At 55.5% G+C, this 18452-nt stretch carries 14 protein-coding genes; 8 read left to right on the top strand and 6 right to left on the bottom strand.

The window, feature by feature from the left end; genetic code table 11:
• Nucleotides 1–102: 102 nt before the first annotated feature.
• Nucleotides 103–1257 (bottom strand): FMN-dependent L-lactate dehydrogenase LldD, encoded by a 1155-nt coding sequence (lldD, locus tag ACT3RP_RS17640; protein WP_096276128.1) that lies wholly within the window; start codon nucleotides 1255–1257, stop codon nucleotides 103–105.
• 284 nt (nucleotides 1258–1541) lie between these two features.
• Here lldD and ACT3RP_RS17635 point away from each other — a divergent pair, with 284 nt between their 5' ends.
• The 3 genes from ACT3RP_RS17635 to ACT3RP_RS17625 are packed head-to-tail and all read left to right on the top strand — an operon-like array spanning nucleotide 1542 to nucleotide 5621.
• Nucleotides 1542–2315 carry a GntR family transcriptional regulator gene (locus ACT3RP_RS17635; RefSeq protein ID WP_096276130.1) on the top strand — a complete coding sequence of 258 codons (774 nt, stop codon included), beginning with the start codon at nucleotides 1542–1544 and terminating at the stop codon, nucleotides 2313–2315.
• The gene (locus tag ACT3RP_RS17630) at nucleotides 2312–4246 is read left to right on the top strand and encodes a sensor histidine kinase (protein ID WP_407647825.1); all 1935 of its coding nucleotides are present in this window, start codon (nucleotides 2312–2314) and stop codon (nucleotides 4244–4246) included. Before ACT3RP_RS17635 ends, ACT3RP_RS17630 begins: the two co-directional genes overlap by 4 nt.
• Nucleotides 4239–5621, top strand: coding sequence for a sigma-54-dependent transcriptional regulator (locus tag ACT3RP_RS17625; RefSeq protein WP_192536265.1), 1383 nt, complete (start codon nucleotides 4239–4241; stop codon nucleotides 5619–5621). The genes ACT3RP_RS17630 and ACT3RP_RS17625 overlap by 8 nt, the downstream gene beginning before the upstream one ends.
• On the opposite strand, the gene ACT3RP_RS17620 is transcribed toward ACT3RP_RS17625, so the two are convergent.
• The 3 genes from ACT3RP_RS17620 to ACT3RP_RS17610 all read right to left on the bottom strand — a co-directional run bounded on the left by ACT3RP_RS17620 (nucleotide 5597) and on the right by ACT3RP_RS17610 (nucleotide 8340).
• On the bottom strand, nucleotides 5597–6268 hold the full coding sequence (locus ACT3RP_RS17620; protein WP_096276134.1) for a metal-dependent hydrolase: 672 nt from the start codon (nucleotides 6266–6268) through the stop codon (nucleotides 5597–5599). The genes ACT3RP_RS17625 and ACT3RP_RS17620 overlap by 25 nt on opposite strands.
• Nucleotides 6269–6372: 104 nt before the next feature.
• A complete protein-coding gene (locus tag ACT3RP_RS17615; protein WP_444672621.1) occupies nucleotides 6373–6918 on the bottom strand; it encodes a gamma carbonic anhydrase family protein in 546 nt (181 codons plus the stop codon).
• Between the two features lie 81 nt (nucleotides 6919–6999).
• Nucleotides 7000–8340 carry a sodium-dependent transporter gene (locus ACT3RP_RS17610; RefSeq protein WP_444672622.1) on the bottom strand — a complete coding sequence of 447 codons (1341 nt, stop codon included), beginning with the start codon at nucleotides 8338–8340 and terminating at the stop codon, nucleotides 7000–7002.
• 196 nt (nucleotides 8341–8536) lie between these two features.
• On the opposite strand from ACT3RP_RS17610, the gene ACT3RP_RS17605 reads away from it, so the two are divergent.
• From ACT3RP_RS17605 to ACT3RP_RS17590, 4 genes are all read left to right on the top strand, one after another.
• The gene (locus tag ACT3RP_RS17605; RefSeq protein WP_483394236.1) at nucleotides 8537–10585 is read left to right on the top strand and encodes a M3 family metallopeptidase; all 2049 of its coding nucleotides are present in this window, start codon (nucleotides 8537–8539) and stop codon (nucleotides 10583–10585) included.
• Nucleotides 10586–10669: 84 nt separating this feature from the next.
• Nucleotides 10670–10921: a YheV family putative zinc ribbon protein gene (locus ACT3RP_RS17600; RefSeq protein WP_096276140.1), complete on the top strand. Its 252-nt coding sequence runs from the start codon at nucleotides 10670–10672 to the stop codon at nucleotides 10919–10921.
• A gap of 350 nt (nucleotides 10922–11271) precedes the next feature.
• On the top strand, nucleotides 11272–12255 hold the full coding sequence (locus ACT3RP_RS17595) for a TAXI family TRAP transporter solute-binding subunit (RefSeq protein ID WP_441686325.1): 984 nt from the start codon (nucleotides 11272–11274) through the stop codon (nucleotides 12253–12255).
• A 102-nt stretch (nucleotides 12256–12357) separates the two neighbouring features.
• Complete coding sequence (locus ACT3RP_RS17590; RefSeq protein ID WP_483394234.1) at nucleotides 12358–14559, top strand: TRAP transporter permease; 2202 nt, start codon at nucleotides 12358–12360, stop codon at nucleotides 14557–14559.
• A gap of 90 nt (nucleotides 14560–14649) precedes the next feature.
• On the opposite strand, the gene metF is transcribed toward ACT3RP_RS17590, so the two are convergent.
• Complete coding sequence (gene metF, locus ACT3RP_RS17585; protein WP_096276146.1) at nucleotides 14650–15492, bottom strand: methylenetetrahydrofolate reductase [NAD(P)H]; 843 nt, start codon at nucleotides 15490–15492, stop codon at nucleotides 14650–14652.
• A 160-nt stretch (nucleotides 15493–15652) separates the two neighbouring features.
• Between metF and ACT3RP_RS17580 the strand changes: the two genes are divergently transcribed.
• Nucleotides 15653–16588: an AEC family transporter gene (locus ACT3RP_RS17580; RefSeq protein WP_441686321.1), complete on the top strand. Its 936-nt coding sequence runs from the start codon at nucleotides 15653–15655 to the stop codon at nucleotides 16586–16588.
• 4 nt (nucleotides 16589–16592) lie between these two features.
• On the opposite strand, the gene ligB is transcribed toward ACT3RP_RS17580, so the two are convergent.
• On the bottom strand, nucleotides 16593–18245 hold the full coding sequence (ligB, locus tag ACT3RP_RS17575) for an NAD-dependent DNA ligase LigB (protein ID WP_483394235.1): 1653 nt from the start codon (nucleotides 18243–18245) through the stop codon (nucleotides 16593–16595).
• Nucleotides 18246–18452: the final 207 nt, after the last annotated feature.

Below are 18452 nucleotides of genomic sequence, written 5' to 3'. Positions count from 1 at the left end.
GACGGGTTGGCAAGGGCTCTGGTGAAAAAAACACATCTCATATTATCAGGACACCATTGCGAATTAAACTTAGCCGTGCGCGGGCCATACATCAGCGCCTGCTCACGCAAGATCGCGAGGCAAATCCGATACCAATGAATTCGCGCCCAAATCGGCAATACTTCTCGCTCCGGTGAGCGTCATCGCCACGCGCATTTCCTTTTCAAATAGCTCGAGCAAATGCGTGACACCCGCTTCGCCAGCAGTGGCAAGCGCATAGATGAAGGCGCGGCCCAGCAACACGCTGTCGGCACCCAAAGCGATCATCCTCACGACGTCAAGCCCGCTGCGCACGCCGGAATCAGCAAGAATGGCCAGATCCCCCTTAACCGCGTCGGCAATCGCCGGCAAGGCCCGCGCAGTCGAGGGAACGCCATCAAGCTGACGGCCGCCATGATTAGAAACAACGATGCCATCTGCACCAAAGCGCACCGCATCGCGGGCATCTTCAGCATCAAGTATTCCTTTAATAATCATCGGCCCGTCCCAGAGTTCACGAATCCATTCCAGGTCCTTCCAAGAGATAGCGGGGTCGAAGTTAGTAGCCAGCCAGGCAATGTAATCCTCAAGCTCGGTTGGCTTACCGCGGTAATCAGAGACGTTACCCAGGTCATGGGGACGACCATTAATACCGACATCCCATGCCCAGAAAGGATGCATTGCAGCCTGAGCCATCCGCCGGATCGGCCCATACTTACCGCTCATTCCAGAGTGAGCATCGCGATAGCGCGCGCCCGGCACAGGCATATCAACGGTAAAGATCAGTGTCTTGACCCCGGCGGCCTTAGCTTGCTCAAGAACGTGCTTCATGAAGCCCCTGTCCTTCAGCACGTAAAGCTGGAACCAGATGGGTCGATCAATCGCCGAGGCCACCTCTGCAATGGGGCACACCGACACCGTCGACAGAGTAAACGGTATGCCTTTCTTGGCGGCCGCTCGCGCCGCCTGGACCTCCCCGCGTCTAGCGTACATACCTGCTAGCCCCACCGGAGCCAGCGCAATCGGCATGGCCATCTTTTCACCGAACAGCTCGGTTTCCAGCGATAGCGAGGACATATCCTTCAGCACACGCTGGCGCAACGCGATACCGGAGAGATCCTCTACATTACGTCGCAGCGTATGCTCGGCGTATGCCCCCCCGTCGGCATAATGGAATAGAAAGGGAGGAATGCGCCGCTTAGCGGCTTTTCGGTAGTCCGTGGAGGCTGAAATAATCATGGCGAGCCCTATTTAGTAGATGCGCGCAGTCGACGCGCTATACATCGGCTTATTCAGAATTAATAATTGGTTTTACCAATTGACAAAAATATGGCATCAACATTAGTGAGACGCCATGAAGGTGTCAAACAATGATGCGGCTTTATAGCCCTACATAGCGCTATACTTTAGTTCAATGCTACGACTAATAATGTTTGACCAATAGCCACCCATCAATGCCAGCGCTTGAGCTGTCTGTTCAAAGCTTCTAATATTGGTCTTACCAATTGAAGGAGCTACCAAACATGAGCTATCCACCGCTCCGCCAGCAGCGTTTGGCCGATGTTATTACCGAGCGTTTAGAAGCCATGATGCTGGAGGGCAGCTTAAAACCTGGGCAGCGCCTCCCACCAGAGCGTGAATTAGCAGAGCGTTTTGGCGTATCACGCCCCTCTTTACGTGAAGCTATTCAAAAATTAGCCGCGCGCGGCTTACTGACCAGCCGCCAAGGCGGTGGCACCTTTGTGAACGACGACCTTAGCAATGGCTATACCGACCCGCTTTTGGAAATGCTTTCTCGCCACGGCGAGTTCAACTTAGACCTACTCGAATTCCGCGATGCAATAGAAGGAATATCCGCCTATTACGCTGCGCTGCGCTCAACGCCCGCTGATAAGGCGGTCCTCATTCAGCGCTTTGAAGAGCTCGACGGCGGTTTTGCCGGCGCCGACCCTGTTCATGAAGCCAAACTTGACGCGGCGTTCCATCTTGCCATCGCCGAAGCCGCCCACAATGTTCTGCTGCTACATACCATTCGCGGTATTTTTCATCTGCTTGAAAAGAGCATTGTTAATAATCTGGCCCACTTGTTTGCCAAACCAGGCTCACGCAGCCAGCTGATGAAGCAGCATCGCGCCTTACTTGACGCCATCTTGGAAGGGCGTGCAGAAGACGCCCGCGCTCGCGCGCATGAGCACCTAGCGTTCGTTGAAGAAGGACTTCTTGAAATGGCGCGTGAAGAGGCGCGGGCCCAACGCGCCCTTCGCCGCGCCCAAGGCAGTCGAAAGACACCGGCATGAGTAACACGGATATGGGCAAGGCTGACATACACAGCCAGACCCCCGCTCGCTTGCCACCACGCTGGCGTCGCCTGTGGCTGCTGGTCATTTCGCTCGGTTTATTGCTGTGCATGTGGCAAGCCGCCCAGCTGGCCCGCGAGCAGGCGCTTTCTAACTTACAAGACGATGCCGAAAACGAGCTGCGCCTGTCTGCTGCCAATTTAAACGGCTATTTACTGCGCTACGACTACTTGCCACAAATGCTCGCGACAAGGGAAGGTGTGCAACGTTTTTTAGCCTCCCCCGACAGCCAAGACTCGATGCCGCTGAATATGTTGCTGGATCGCTTCCGCTTCACCGCAGGCGTTTCAGACGTTTATTTGCTAAATCGTGATGGCGATACTATTGCCGCCAGCAACTGGCATCGATCTAACACCTTTATCGGCCAAAACTATGCTTTTCGCAGCTATTACACCGAAGCCATCGCGGGCCGGCAAGGTAGGTTTTATGGCTTGGGCACCCAATCACTTGAGCGGGGCTACTTCTTTTCAGCACCGGTTTGGCTCGATGACACCTCGCCCGATGCCAAACCTGACGGCGTATTAGTCATCAAAGTATTGCTTGATGAGGTTGAAGAGAGCTGGGCTGAGCAAGATGCCGAGCTGTTTGTCACCGACAGCGATAACATCATCTTCATGGCCAGCCACCCAGGGCTGCGAATGAACGCCCTTTACTCGCTTTCCGATGAGCAACGTCGAGTCCTGCGCGCAACGCGACGCTATGCGATGGAGCCGCTAGCGTCCTCCGGCATCGGCGTCATTGCGCCTTACGGCCTGGGCAGCCAATTAGTAAGTTTCTCCCAAGGCCCTTTAAGTAAAGGCAACTACCTAAGCCTGACGCGACCTATTCCTGAGTTTGGCTGGCAGATGCATATTTTAAAGCCGCTAACACCGGTGATCAGCGCCCAATGGGTCGCTGCTCTCATGGCGGGCAGCCTCTACAGCCTGATTGCACTTGGGGCCGGCATAGGCTGGCAGCGGCTGAGGCTTCGTCGTGAACGGGAAGCGTTTGCCGATCGAGAGCGCCATACTTTGGCCCGCGTTCGCGATGAGCTGGAAGTTAGCGTAGAAAGGCGCACCCGTGACTTAGTCGCCAGTAATCAGCGGCTTTCTGATGAAATTGAAGAGCGCCGCCGGGCTGAAGCCAACTTACGCCAAACGCAGGATGAGCTTATTCAAGCGGCTAAACTGGCCGTATTAGGGCAGCTCGCCGCGGGCATCAACCATGAGCTTAATCAACCGCTGGCCGCTATTCGCGCTTATGCAGAAAACGCCCGACGCTTTATGGCACTAGCACGCCATGAAAAAGCCGACGCCAACCTTGAGCAAATTGTTGAGCTGACCGAGCGCATGGCCGATATCAGCGCACAACTGCGCCAGTTTTCACGTAAGAGTAGCGAACGCCAAGAGACCATTTCCGTACAGGCCTGTATCGACTACGCCTTGCGCTTATTTCAAAGCCGTCTGCGCGAAGGCAACATTACGATTATTCATGAGTGGCCCGATGAAACGCTATGGGTGAAAGGCGACCTAGTGCGCCTTGAGCAAGTGCTGGTTAATCTAATCGGCAATGCCCTGCAGGCTATGAAAGCCGAACCCGTACCGCAACTGACACTAAGCGCTAGCATTCACCATCAGCAGGTGCATATTAGCGTTGCCGATAACGGACCCGGCATTCCAGCTGAGCATTTAGGGCACGTGTTTGAACCCTTTTTCACGACCAAAGCGCCAGGCAGTGGCTTAGGCTTGGGCCTCTCGATCTCTTCACGCATTATGGACGATCTAGGCGGTAAGCTGCAGGCTGCTAATCGACCCGAAGGGGGCGCTTGCTTCACTATTACGCTACCCCACTCAACGTTAACGCATGTCCAGGAGCGCTCTCACTATGCATGAACCGTCGACCCTGCCGGTCATAGTGATCGACGACGAACCACACCTTCGGATCACCGCTAGCCAAACCCTCGAGCTTGCAGGCTACACGCCCTACTGCTACGAATCAGCCGAACAAGCGCTCGCCGCCTTAACGCCCGACTTTCCGGGCGTGATCGTCAGCGACATAAGGATGCCCGGCATGGATGGCATGGCGCTGCTGCACGAGCTACATAACCGCGACGCCACGCTGCCGATCATTTTAATTACCGGCCACGGCGATATTTCGACCGCCGTAGAGGCAATGCGTGCAGGGGCGTGGGATTTTCTTGAAAAGCCCTTCGCCGGTGATCAACTATTGGATGTGGTGCGTCGTGGCATCGAGAAGCGCCAGCTCAGTTTAGAAAATCACCGCCTAAAAGCCGAACTGGAAGTACAGCAAGCCGCGCTGGGGCCTCGCCTGGTTGGCCGCACACCCATCATATCGCGACTGGCCGCTATGATTCAGCGCATCAGCCAAGTGGAGGCCGATGTGCTGCTGTTTGGGGAAACAGGTACCGGCAAAGACTTGGTGGCCCGCGCTATTCACGAGCGCAGCGGGCGGCGTAATAGCCCTTTTATGGCCATCAACTGCGGCGCAGTGCCCGAAAACACCATTGAGTCCGAGCTATTTGGCCACGAAAAAGGTGCCTTTACCGGTGCAGTAGAGCGGCGTATCGGCAAATTCGAACATGCTAACGGCGGCACGGTATTTTTGGATGAAATTGAATCCATGCCCATGGCGCTTCAGGTCAAACTGCTGCGGGTGCTGCAAGAGCGCAGCGTGGAGCGGCTGGGCGCTAATGAAACGGTACCACTCAACATTCGCGTCATTGCCGCTACCAAGGTGGATCTAAAAGCAGCGTCTGAAGAGGGCCGCTTTCGCGAAGATCTGTATTACCGTCTTAACGTGGTCACTCTGCCGTTGCCAGCCCTGCGCGAACGGCGCGAAGATATTCCCTTGCTGTTTCAACATTTTGCCGTAGTGGCTGCCAATCGCAGCGGGCTGGAAGCGCCTATCATAGACAGCTCGGGCATTGCCGTTCTACTCGCACATGACTGGCCCGGCAATGTGCGCGAACTGCGCAACCTTGCCGAGCGCTACGTACTGCTGGGCGCCGCCTTTGATTATCGTCTGGATGCACTGCTGGAAGGGGTTAGCGCCGACACTCAGGAGCCCACTTTGCCCCGCCAGGTGGAGCTGTTTGAAAAAAGCCTGATCAGCCAATCCCTGGCGCGCTATCACGGCCGTGTCACCGATGTGTGTCGCCACTTAGGCATTCCGCGCAAAACCTTTTATGACAAGCTTAAAAAGCACGGCCTCAATGCCGATGACTATCGCCACAGCAGCGAGCCCTGATGCAACAGCTCACCCAATACTGACCAAGGCGGCACCCAGGGCACCAGCGTTAACGTGGCAATCAGCATCAGCAGATTAGACATGGGCCGCCGGCTATCGCCGAGCTTTAGCGCCGTTCCGAACGAACGCTTTAGCCGAGCGCCTTCAAGATCCACGCTGTACATCTCATCTAAACTCAGGTGAATTAAAAATCCGACCAGCGTGGCGGCGCCATGCGACCAAGCAAGCCATGCCGGCTGGCCGAGCAGATTAAAACTCAGCGCAGCGGTGGCCAGGCTACATAGCCCACCCGCCAGCAGTGAGTGCCAGATACCGCGATGCACGGTAAAACGCGAAAATAGTACGCTGGCTAAATAACGCACGCAGACATAGATTCCACCGCAGGCAACCAACAGCGCACCGGGCGTGAGCCATGGCTGCAGTAGCAGTGCGCCAAAGACCAAGGCAGGCACTGAAAGAAGATTAAAAATCAATCGGATAGAATGTGATCGGTCGGCATCGATGTCTGGCAAAATGCCCCCAAACGTAACCAGCGCAACCATCACCACCGCTTGAGAAGGCGGCCACCAATGACCTTTCCAAGCTGCGTAAGCTATCAGCATGCCACCCGCCGCTGCTACGGTAATATGCGTGCGAAAGTTAGCCATGACGCGGCACCCCAGAAAACTGGATAAATTAACAGATTTCTGGCCGACGCGACACGACTATTTACCAAAAAAGGTTGGCAGGGCAACCGCTTAGAGAAAAGGCATTAAACTGGTGGTTCGGCCAAAAAGCGGTCTTTCAATTTAACGTAGTTACCGGCGGTATAGGGGAAGAAAGCACGTTCGGATTCTTTCAGCGGGCGCAGCGGTTTAGCCGGGTTACCGGCATACACATAGCCGCTTTCCAGATGCTTACCCGGCGTTACTACGGCGCCAGCGGCAATAATGACTTCATCTTCAACGACCGCACCATCCATCACAATCGCACCCATGCCCACCAATATCCGACTACCCAGCGTGCAGCCATGCAGAATCGCCTTATGACCGATGGTCACATCGTCGCCAATAATGAGCGGAAAGCCTGCCGGGCTAAAGTCACTTGCGTGGGTAATATGCAGCACGCTGCCATCCTGCACGCTGGTACGCGCGCCGATTCGAATACGGTGCATATCGCCACGGATAACGCTCATCGGCCAAACGGAGCAATCATCCCCCAGCACCACGTCTCCAATGACCACGCTTGCCGGATCAATATACACGCGCTCGCCAAGCGACGGCTCCATGCCCTGATAGCGTCTTAACGCACTACTCATAATTTGCTCCTGCGGTTCTCGATAGACCGTATAAAGAATATGACTCGCTGACTATAGTGCTTAATGACAACCAAAGAAGCCTTATAGCAATCCTGTCAGTAGCACGATAAAGGTCAGCGGAATCGATACCCAGCGAAGAATATTTCGCCACACTAGGTAGCCGCGTTCACCGGCACCCAATGCACTGGCGACTCGTTCTTGGGGCATCACCCAGGCGGCAAAAATGGCGATCATCAATCCGCCTAAGGGCAGAAAAACATCCGGCGGTATACTGCTGACCAGCTCGAACACGTTGCGCCCAAAGAGCGGCCGGAATTCAGAAAGCGTCGAAAACGAGAAGGCGGATAGCAGGCCGATTAACCAGACGCTGACCGCCACGACCAGCGTCGCAAGGCTGCGGCGCAGCCCCAGCCCCTGAAGCGTCGCGACCATGGGCTCGGCTAAGTTAATCGCTGAGGTCCAGGTGGCTAATAGCAGTAATAAAAAGAACACGCTCAGCCATACCGAGCCCCACGGCAATTCAGAAAATGCGATTGGCAGCGTGACAAACATCAAGCCCGGGCCTTCAGCGGGATCCATGCCTTGAGCAAATACAACCGAGAAAATCGCAATACCCGCCAGCAGTGCAACGCTGATATCGAGCACCGCTACCGCAAACGCGGCTTTGGGCAGGCTTTGCTCTTCAGGCATATAAGCCCCGTACGCCATTAAGGCACAGGCCCCTACCGCCAAGGTAAAAAACGCATGCCCCATCGCATGGACAACCACCGATGGCGTTAGCGCATCGAAAGAGGGCAGAAACAGCCATGCCAGCGCGGTGCCAAAACCATCCGTCGTGGCGGCATAGCCTGCTAATAGCAGCAGCAAAAAATACAGCAGCGGCATCAGCAAATTGTTAAGTCGCTCCAAACCTTTGGCAACACCGGCCGCCACAACGGACATGGTCATGAATAGAAACAAAGTGTGATTAAAAATAAGCAGGCCCGGGTTAGCCAAGAAAGCGTCAAAGCCCGCACCAATCTCCTCAGCGCTCGCGCCGCTGAAATTACCGTTCACGGAGGCAACTAAAAACTCAATCGACCAGCCGGACACCACCGAGTAGAACGATAAGATACAAAATACGGTGAACGCGCCGAATAGCCCTAGCCAACGCCAATGAGGCGAGGCTCCCGCCTCTGTTGCCAAGGCCCCTAACGCCTGCATTGGCCCGCGACGCCCGGCTCGGCCAATTAATATTTCCGCCATCATGACGGGAATACCTAGCAGCAGCACAAACGCTACATAAACCAGCAAAAATGCCGCACCGCCATTTTCTCCAGCCACGTAGGGGAAGCGCCAGATGTTGCCTAAACCCACTGCAGCACCTGTTATTGCCAAGATAAAGGCCCGCTTCGACCCCCAGCGCTCCAGCGTTTCGCTCATCGTGTGCTCCTGCCGTTAGAGGCATTAAAAGGCGGCAAGACTAGCAGGCACTTGCACGCAGGCCAAACTCTGACCTGCAGCCTAGCATTGAAACGCGGCCCCACTGCCCGCACTGTGTCATCATTATCGCGCGTTTTGCGCTTCCTACACGATTTTAAAAACGATGCCAACTGAGGTGCCTATGTCCTCCACCCCCTTGCCCTCCAATCCGTTGCTTGAGACGCACAAGCTCCCCCCTTTTGCTGACATTCGCGCCGAACACGTAGAGCCTGCGGTAGAAATCCTGCTCAGAGAAAGCCGCGAGGCCATTGATCTCCTCGCCCAGCAGGCCGCCGCCACGCCGCCCACTTGGGACAATTTCGCGGCGCCGTTTGAGGCCGTCAATGACCGTCTCACCAATGCGTGGTCACCGATTTCTCATCTCAACGGCACCATGAACTCCCCCGAATTACGCGAAGCGTATCAGGCATGCCTTGAAAAGCTTTCTGCTTTCGGCACCTGGGTCGGCCAACACGAAGGGCTTTTCCATGGTTGGAAAGCGCTGAAAGAAGGCCCGGCCTGGGCATCGTTAGATGCCGCACAGCGGCGCACCGTCGAGAACGCCTTACGTGATTTCCGGCTAGCCGGTGTTGACCTGCCCACGGACCAAAAAGCGCGTTACGGAAAAATTCAGTCGCGTCTTTCACTACTCTCAAACCAGTATTCAAATAACGTTCTGGATGCCACCCAGGCATGGCACAAAGATATTGATTGCTTAGATGCGCTCGCAGGCGTCCCAGCAAGTGCCTTAGATACCTTAAAAGCCACCGCCGAGGCGAAGGGCGTGCCGGGCTACCGGATTACCTTGGATTTCCCCAGTTTTTTCCCTGTCATCAGCTACGCCGACAGTCGCGAGCTGCGCCGTGAGGTGTATACCGCGTTCATTACCCGTGCCTCAGACCAAAGCGCGGATGCTGGCAAGTTCGACAACGCTGCCATTTTGGAAGAGATTCTGTCGCTACGTAGCGACATTGCCCAGCTGCTTGGCTTTGCCACCTACGCGGATTATTCACTGGCCACTAAAATGGCCGAATCTCCCGAGCAGGTGCTTGAGTTCCTCAACGACCTAGCCCGTCGTGCGCTGCCTCAGGCTAAAGAAGAGTTTGCTGAACTGAGCACCTACGCCCGTGACGAACTGGGCCTGGAAGTACTTGAGCCGTGGGACGTTGCCTACGCCAGCGAGAAACTGCGCGAAGCACGCCACGCCATCTCCCAAGAACAGCTGCGCCCTTACTTTCCCGCCCCGCGCGTCATTGATGGCCTGTTTCAAGTGGTTGAGCGCCTCTACGGCGTACGCTGTGAAGAAGATACCGAGGCGACTCGCTATCATCCAGACGTCCAATACTTCCAGATTACTGAAAACGGCCAGCCGATTGCCGGCTTTTACCTTGATCTCTACGCCCGTGAAGGCAAGCGCGGCGGTGCCTGGATGGCGGACTGCCGCGTGCGCCGTCAAACCGAGCAGGGCCTGCAGCTGCCAGTGGCCTTTCTAACCTGCAACTTCACTGCGCCGGTAGGTGGCCGCCCCGCGCTGCTGACTCACGACGAAGTCACGACCTTGTTTCATGAGTTTGGGCACGGTCTTCACCATATGCTCACCAAGCAGCACATTGCAGATATTTCCGGCATTAACGGTGTGGCCTGGGATGCGGTCGAGCTACCCAGCCAGTTTATGGAAAACTACTGCTGGGAGCGTGAAGGACTAAACCTGCTGGCCAAGCACGTGGATACCGGCGAACCGCTTCCCTTCGATCTACTAGAGCGCCTGCAGGCAGCCAAGAACTTCCAGTCGGCCATGGGTATGATGCGCCAAATCGAACTCTCGCTATTCGATCTACGCCTGCACCATGAACTCAGCGCCCCTAGCGCCAGCGACGTGCAAGCACTGCTCGATGATGTGCGGGCCGCGGTATCGGTGCTGCCCAAAGCCCCCTTCAATCGCTTCCAAAATAGCTTTGGGCATATATTTGCTGGCGGCTATGCGGCCGGTTACTACAGCTATAAGTGGGCGGAAGTGCTCTCGGCAGATGCCTGGAGTGCCTTTGAAGAAGCTGGCATCTTCGACCCAGAAACAGGCCAGCGCTTTCGTCGCGAAATCCTGGAGCAGGGCGGCGCTCGTGATGCCGCCGACCTGTTTGTTGCCTTTCGCGGTCGCGAACCCAGCGTTGAGCCACTGCTTCGCCACTGCGGCATTCGCGCCGCTTAACACACGTTATCAGGTACACGTTGCAAACCATTATTTCATGCGTGGCGCCTTGGGCGTCGCGCATCTGATGCATAGGAGCCCACTATGTCGACGGTTAAACGCTTTATTGCCGGCGTGATCTGCCCGCGCTGTGCGGAGATGGACCGCATCCGCGCCTGGGAGCAGAATGGCATTCGCTACCGCGAATGCGTCAGCTGCGATTTTTTTGAGCAGTTGCCTATTGAAGAAGATGCCCTTACCGAAATGACCACCCGAGTTAATCAGGTGCGCGACGACCAGAAGCAGCAAGATGTACAGCCCGTACGCATCATGGATCCCGGCAAGCCCCCTCGTTAAACCCACGTTTCATCCCGTAAAAGGAAGGCCTAACCAAGCACCGCGAGCCTAGCGTCTTCCTTTTCAATGTGCCGAATGCTGGCTAATGGCGCTCGATCGATCGCATTAGTGTGTGGCTATCCGCACATGCAAAATAATCATCGTGCGGACACTCGGACACTTTGCCTGCCTAAGCCTGCCACGAAAGTTTAATAAGATCTTCTTAACCAACTGATTTTAAAATAACAATATTAAAATGGCACAACTATCGCTGTTATAACCACTGAATAGTCTGATTCATGCCGTACTAACGAGCAGCATCGAACACGACCGTCAGTCAATAACCCCAATAACAGCTAGGAACTCTCGCCATGCGTAAACATATGCCTAAGACCTTCACGCTACTTGCCAGCAGCGCCCTGCTTGTAGCAGCTAGCAGTGCCCAAGCAGACCGCTCCGAGTGGCCAGATAACTTCACCGTTGGTACGGCCAGTCAAGGCGGCACGTTCTTCGTTTACGGCTCAGGCTGGGCGAACTTTATTGCTGAAGAAGTTGGCGTATCTGGCGGCGGTGAAGTCACCGGTGGCCCCACGCAAAACTTAGCGCTAGTACACACCGGTGACATGGCATTTGGTTTAACCACCATGGGCCCTGCGTCTGATGCTGTGAACGGTGAAAGCCCGCTGGCACCTGGTATGAAGATGGACAACGTCTGTGCCATGTTCCCCATGTACGAAACGCCGTTTTCAATTGCGGCACTCTCTAGCAGCGGCATCGAATCCATTGCTGACATTCCGCCTGGCGCGCGTATCGGCTTTGGCCCCGCGGCGTCCACGTCTGACACCTACTTCCCCGCGATCCTAGAAACCTTAGGCGTGGACTTTGAGCGCCGTAACGGTGGCTGGTCTGATCTAGGCGGCCAGTTGCAGGATGGCCTGCTTGACGTCGTTGCGTTCGCGGCCGGCATCCCGATCCCCGCCGTGAGCCAGTTGGAAGTACAAACTGACGTCAACATCATTGAGTTCACCGAAGAAGAGCTAGCCACCGTGCTGGAAAACTACCCGGTCGCTGAGTTTATGATTCCCGCTAATACGTACACAACGCTTGAAGAAGATGCGCGCGCCGTTTCCATGTGGAACTTTGCGATCGCTGGCTGTGATCTTCCGGAAGACTTCATTTACGAAGTGACCAAGGCGACCATGGAAAACAACGAGCGCATGCGCTCAATACACCGCAGTGCTGAAACCACCATTCCAGAAAACATTGTACATAACACCGTACTGCCCTTTCATCCAGGCGCTGCGCGTTGGTACAAAGAGAACGGCTATGAAATTGCTGATGACATGATCAACTAAGCAACGTTTACCGCTCTAACTGCCCCGTCTCGGCCTTGCCGGGCGGGGCAGATTTCGCTCCTGCTATCCCTTTGTCTGCTTTTGCTGTGAGGGTGAACTCTAATGAGTCACAAAAACGACCAAGAACCCAATGGTCTCAAGGATGATGCCAACGTGGCGTCAACAGTACCCGACTCCATTGCTGATGGTGTCGATGACGACATTGTTGAATCTAATCGCCGCCTGTTTACCGGCTGGCAGTTCTTATTATTTTCGGCATTAGCCATTGCTTATTCTAGCTTCCACCTGGTTTCCCTGAACGTGTATCCGATGGAAACCTGGTCGTTTCGTATTGTGCACATTGCCGGGGCGCTTATTCTGGGTTACGGGCTATTTGCTGGCGCTCGTTTTGCCGACGAGGAGCACCAAACGTCAGGTGCAGGGATTAAATGGGTGAGCTACGCGCTGCTTATTCCTGCGGCCTATACGTTGGCGCAAGTCTTTTTAATGCACCAAACACTCAGCGGCGGTGCGATGCGCATCGACCCCAGCGTTGAAAACTGGCATTACGGTTACCCACTGATGGCGACCACCGCCTGTGCCGTTGTGCTGTCCTGGTTTTATCGTCAGGCACGCCATCGCTTTAACCCTGCCGACCTAGTGCTCATGGTATGCGCGCTGGCCAGCGCCGGTTATTTGCTGGTGGCTTTCAACACGAATATACGCATGTCGACAGGCACCTCCTTTGCGCCATCAGGCATCTCTTGGGCGGCGATTGCGGGCTCTCTGCTGATTCTTGAGCTTACCCGCCGCGTGGCCGGCTTGGCCTTAGTCGTCATTTCAGCGGTGTTCTTAGGATATGTTTTTGTCGGTCCTTATTTACCTGGCTTCTTGGGCTACCCAGGGCTGTCGCTACAACGCTTCTTCAGTCAGGTATATACCGATGCCGGCATTTTAGGCCCCACCACCGCCGTATCATCGACCTATATTATTCTGTTCATTATTTTTGCCGCGTTTCTACAAGCGTCTAAAGTGGGCGACTACTTCGTCAACTTTGCTTTCGCTGCCGCAGGGCGCGCTCGCGGTGGCCCGGCCAAAGTGGCTATTTTTGCGTCTGGCTTGATGGGTATGATTAACGGTACCTCTGCGGGCAATGTGGTTTCCACAGGCTCGCTGACCATTCCATTGATGAAGAAAGTCGGCTATCCGGCGCGTAGTGCCGGGGCGATTGAAGCGGCTGCTTCAACGGGTGGGCAAATCATGCCGCCGATTATGGGCGCCGGTGCGTTCATCATGGCCGAAGTGACAGGCATTCCGTATACCGAAATTGCCATTGCGGCGATCATCCCGGCGATTCTGTATTTTGCCTCTATCTATTTTATGGTCGATTTTGAAGCCGCCCGTAAAGGCATGCGGGGCATGCGCAAAGATGAGATCCCGCTGTTCTCCAAACTGATCAAGCAGGTCTATCTGTTCGCGCCGATCATCATTCTGATCGCGGCACTGTTCATGGGCTATTCGGTGATTCGTGCGGGCACGTTGGCCACCGCTTCAGCAGCCGTCGTGAGCTGGATTTCACCCAATAAAATGGGCATTCGTGCGATTCTTAAAGCGCTGCAAATCGCGGGCACCATGTCGGTTCAGATTATCGCCGTGTGCGCCTGTGCAGGCTTAATCGTGGGGGTTATCTCACTGACCGGCGTTGGCGCTCGCTTCTCATCGCTGCTGCTTGGCTTAGCCGGTGTTAGCCAGCTTCTCGCGCTGGTGTTCGCTATGCTAATTAGCATTTTGCTTGGTATGGGCATGCCGACCACCGCCGCTTATGCTGTCGCCGCCTCAGTGGTAGCGCCTGGCTTGATCAATATTGGCATTGAGCCGCTGATCGCTCACTTCTTCGTGTTCTACTTTGCGGTGGTATCGGCGATTACCCCGCCCGTTGCGCTGGCGTCCTATGCAGCGGCCGGCATTTCTGGCGATAACCCGATGGGCACGTCCGTGGCGTCGTTCAAGATTGGCTTGGCCGCCTTCATCGTGCCGTTTATGTTCTTCTACAGCCCTGCCATGCTGATGGAAGGCACGCCGATGGAAATCCTGCGCGTTGGGGTCACCGCAACGCTGGGTATTATCTTGCTCTCAGGCATGGTTCAAGCGTGGTTCTTTGGGCCGGTCAACACATGGCAACGCCTGCTGATGCTGGTCGGCGCCATGTTTATGATCTATGGCGGTATTTATACCGACGTTCTGGGGCTTGCGATTGGTATCGGGCTATTTGTCATGCAGCGTAAGCTGCATGGCAGTGGCAATAAAACGGCTCAAGCTGGCTAAACACGCTAAGCAGCTAAACGCCAAGTGTCAAAAAACCCCGCTCAATGGCCATTGAGTGGGGTTTTTAGTTACTTGATGAAACAACGCACCTTAGTCGGTCAGGTTGTCGACTATTTTGAGCACGGGTGCCGCTTGGTTAAGAGTATAAAAATGCAGGCCGGGGGCACCGCCATCCAACAATCGCTGGCAAAGCTGGCTCACCACGTCGGTTCCAAAGGCGGCAATCGCTTCACTGTCATCGCCATAGGACTCTAGCTGCTTGCGCATCCAGCGAGGAATCTCAGCGCCGCAGACATCAGAGAAACGCGCCAACTTAGTGTAGTTAGTGATCGGCATAATACCCGGAATGATCGGCTGTTCGATGCCAAGCGCACGGACTTTATCGACAAAATTAAAATAGGCATCGGCGGTAAAAAAGTACTGGGTGATCGCCATGTTGGCGCCAGCCTTCATTTTGCGCACGAAGTTTTCTACGTCTTTATCTAGATTAGCCGCCTGTGGATGAGACTCCGGGTAAGCCGCGACCGCAATCTCGAAATGATCGCCGGTTTCAGCACGAATAAACTCCACCAGCTCGTTGGCATAGCGTAATTCACCAATGCTTGCCATGCCCGACGGCATATCGCCACGTAGAGCGACCAGACTATTCACGCCCTCCTCGCGATACTGAGCTAGCAGATCTCGCAGTTGAGCTTTTTCACTGCCAATACAGGATAGGTGCGGCGCGGTCGTAATGCCGCTTTGGCTAACAGTGCGTACCAGTTCGCGTGTGCGCGCCTGCGTCGACCCACCAGCGCCATAGGTAACTGAAAAAAATCGGGGCTGCCGCGCAGCTAGCTCATCACGAACGTGTATTAGCTTGTCGTGCCCAGCATCGGTATTGGGCGGAAAGAATTCAAAGCTGATACCCAGCGGATGCTCAAGGCTGCTCATGGAATTTCCTTTTTAGGATCAATAAACGTGACATTTTGAGGTATTCTCGCTGTTCAGATGCGCTAGGGCTAATGAAAGATTTCACGCTCGGCCTTTAATTCGGCTCATGTTAGCTGACCAGACTACATACGAAGCACCACGCACTCATACGGGAGAATCAATGGATCTTGCACCTGAGGCACTGGCTGGACCGTTATTAATGTTGCTCAGCTATGTGGGGTTAGGCTGGATCGCCGCCCAACGGCTCAAGCTAGACCCTCGTCCCATCGCGACACTGCTGGTTTACCTGATTGCACCCTTTACTATTTTTCGCGCGCTAATGAATGGCGGCTCAACGCCGAACTATTTATTACTCACATTAGCGCTGTTCATCCTTTCAAGCCTCATGGCCCTGATTGTCCATCGCCTCACGCGTCATCGTTTTGGCGAGCAGGAGGCGGCGCTACTGGCATTTTCTTCGGGAACCGGCAATACCGGTTATTTCGGCTTACCGATTGCATTTATATTGCTGCCCCCAGAAGGCGTTACGCTTTATCTGTTCTGCATGCTGGGGATTAATATTTATGAATTTACCGTCGGCTTTTATCTCAGCGCCCGCGGTCGCTTTTCGGTACGCGAAAGCCTGATCAAGATTTCTCGCTTACCGCTGATCTACACCTTCCTATTAGCGCTCCTGCTGAGCAGCCTTAACATAATGCCGCCCGCTGAGGTAATGCATGCGCTAGAAGTGTTCCCCGCCACCTACACGCTGCTAGGCATGATGATTATCGGCATGACGCTGAGTCAGGTGACCTTAGCAGCCTGGGATACGCGTTTTGTCGCTAGCTGCGTAGGGTTGCGCTACCTGCTGTGGCCTTTGGTGATGCTGGCTGCCGTGCTGCTGTTGCAGTGGCTCGGCCCTCTTTCGCCTGAACTGGGTATGGCGATGCTTTTACTAGGCGTAGTGCCCATGGCGTCTAACGTGGTGGTAGTCGCCATGGAGCTGGGTATTCAGCCGCAAAAAGGCGCGCTGGCCGTGCTGGTTTCAACGCTGCTGGCACCGCTGCTGATCCCGCTCTATCTCGGTTTCATGCTGCATTTGACGGGGCTAAGTTAACTGGCTAAAAACCATCAACGCCCGCTTGTTGAAGCCTTTGCGCCATGCGCTGCACCTCTGGGTGGCTAAAAAATGCCACTAACGCATCAGCGCGAACCGGGCCCACGCCGCTAATGGCCTGCCACTGCGCGTGCTGATAATCCGCCAAGGTAGGCCAGTCACCAATGTGCGCACTCCCGCCTGGTGGCATGCCAAGAGCGGCCAGCCAATCAGCATAAGGAGCCGAGCGGGCAGCCTCAAACTGATCAGTCAGCGCGCCTGCGCTGGTCTCACCGATGCCATTCACCTGTTCCAGCTCACCGGGCTCAACGCTCATCCAGCCCAGCAACTGCGTTACCACGTCGGCTTCCAGCAACGCTTGCCAGGTGCCCTCACCAACGCCTTGCATACCGAGCTGCTCACCGAGATAGGTAAGCCGTGCCAACAGCTGGGCATCGCAGCCAGCGGTTAATTCAAAACAGCTGAGTAGATGATAGCGCTGCGGCGATGGCGCACTCAGCGGTGCGCGCGCCTGGGTATGCCATACCACCTCCGTTAGCTGAGGGATGGTCAACCCTGCCAGCGTGACCGCCACTTGGTCGCCAGGGCGTACATCCATTGACGCCCAGCGCTCAAGCGATCCTAGCGAGACGCGGCTAATTCGCCGCCCCTCAAGCCGTACCGGGTTGAGCCACACCAGCGGCGTCACGCGCCCGGTGCGTCCAACGCGAAACTCAATGCCCCGCACCTGTGCCAGCGCCTGCTGTGCAGGGTATTTCCAGGCCAGCGCCCACCTCGGCGGTGATGACGACCAGCTGGACACGCCGGGGCGCTCCGCTTGTTTAATCACCACGCCGTCAGTGGCAAATGGCAGTGGGCCGTTGAACCAGGTGTCGCGCCAGTCGGCGGCGTCACGATGACTATCAAGCGCCTGGGTATAGTCAGCAGTATCAAAGCCCAAGCGAGTCAGTTGCGCTAAACCCTCGGACATGCTCGTTGGGCCATCGGGCCAATCCCACACAAACAGCCCAATACGCTCAAGCGTGGCATCGGTAGGCGATGACTGCGCCATCGCGCCTGCAACCGCGCCACGCGCGCCCGACGCCGGCGAGCTTGACTGAATGTGTTGCTCTAATCGCCAGTAAAGTTCGCCTTGAAGTATCGCCGACAGTGGTTCGGAAAGCGTATTAGGAATAGCAGGAAGCTGGCGCACGCGTGCCGTCCAGTCTTGGCCGCGCTCGCCGTCACCACGGCTAACGGCATCGACCAGCTCACCCTGGTCATAACGTAGTGTGATCGCCACGCCGTCAACTTTGGGCTGGATCCATAGGCCGTCGCGACGGCTGATAAAGCGCCTAACACCGCCTTCATCGGCTTTATGAAGCCCGCGTTGGGCCATCGGGTGCTCAAGCGTTCCGTCGCTAGACATCAGCGGTGAAAGCGGACGATGCTCAAATTCATCACCTAAACAGCGCTGCCAGGTGGCAAGGCGCTCAACGGCTTGATCGTAAAGGGCGTCGTCGATCAGTGATACACCCTCATCATGGTAGGCGGTGTCCCAGCGCTGGACCTGCTCGGCTAATGCGTGGCTTTCGCTGGCTAAGCGCTCAGCCTGCCAGTGGGGGCACTCACTAGCCTGTGCGGAAAAAGTGACAAGCCCCATAAGACCACTGAGCATCCAGATTGCGGTAGTGCCTGACACTGCTCCACTAAACGTTGCTCTATTAAACGTTGATCCATTAAACAATGCCCCATTAAACGTCGCGCCGTTAAACATTGCGGTCCCCTTACCCGTGCAAATAATGATCGGCAAACAGAACCAGCCTAGCGCAGGGCTTGGACATAACGCATAAAAAAAGCCCCCGGTCGAAGCCAAAGGGGCGAT

The organism is Halomonas sp. AOP5-B2-8 (genome assembly GCF_052376475.1).
Taxonomy (GTDB): Bacteria; Pseudomonadota; Gammaproteobacteria; order Pseudomonadales; family Halomonadaceae; genus Vreelandella; species Vreelandella casei.
Note: the sequence above shows the minus strand (reverse complement) of the source record. Positions and strands in the feature narration are given on the sequence as shown.

What these genes read in the sequence shown, in the direction of transcription:
- ACT3RP_RS17630 (WP_407647825.1), top strand. Translation starts at nt 2,312, where the DNA reads ATGAGTAACACGGATATGGGCAAGGCTGACATACACAGCCAGACCCCC.
- ACT3RP_RS17580 (WP_441686321.1), top strand. Translation starts at nt 15,653, where the DNA reads ATGGATCTTGCACCTGAGGCACTGGCTGGACCGTTATTAATGTTGCTC.
- ACT3RP_RS17615 (WP_444672621.1), bottom strand. Translation starts at nt 6,918, where the DNA reads ATGAGTAGTGCGTTAAGACGCTATCAGGGCATGGAGCCGTCGCTTGGC.
- ACT3RP_RS17635 (WP_096276130.1), top strand. Translation starts at nt 1,542, where the DNA reads ATGAGCTATCCACCGCTCCGCCAGCAGCGTTTGGCCGATGTTATTACC.
- ACT3RP_RS17610 (WP_444672622.1), bottom strand. Translation starts at nt 8,340, where the DNA reads ATGAGCGAAACGCTGGAGCGCTGGGGGTCGAAGCGGGCCTTTATCTTG.
- ACT3RP_RS17595 (WP_441686325.1), top strand. Translation starts at nt 11,272, where the DNA reads ATGCGTAAACATATGCCTAAGACCTTCACGCTACTTGCCAGCAGCGCC.
- ACT3RP_RS17590 (WP_483394234.1), top strand. Translation starts at nt 12,358, where the DNA reads ATGAGTCACAAAAACGACCAAGAACCCAATGGTCTCAAGGATGATGCC.
- metF (WP_096276146.1), bottom strand. Translation starts at nt 15,492, where the DNA reads ATGAGCAGCCTTGAGCATCCGCTGGGTATCAGCTTTGAATTCTTTCCG.
- ligB (WP_483394235.1), bottom strand. Translation starts at nt 18,245, where the DNA reads ATGCTCAGTGGTCTTATGGGGCTTGTCACTTTTTCCGCACAGGCTAGT.
- ACT3RP_RS17600 (WP_096276140.1), top strand. Translation starts at nt 10,670, where the DNA reads ATGTCGACGGTTAAACGCTTTATTGCCGGCGTGATCTGCCCGCGCTGT.
- ACT3RP_RS17625 (WP_192536265.1), top strand. Translation starts at nt 4,239, where the DNA reads ATGCATGAACCGTCGACCCTGCCGGTCATAGTGATCGACGACGAACCA.
- lldD (WP_096276128.1), bottom strand. Translation starts at nt 1,257, where the DNA reads ATGATTATTTCAGCCTCCACGGACTACCGAAAAGCCGCTAAGCGGCGC.
- ACT3RP_RS17620 (WP_096276134.1), bottom strand. Translation starts at nt 6,268, where the DNA reads ATGGCTAACTTTCGCACGCATATTACCGTAGCAGCGGCGGGTGGCATG.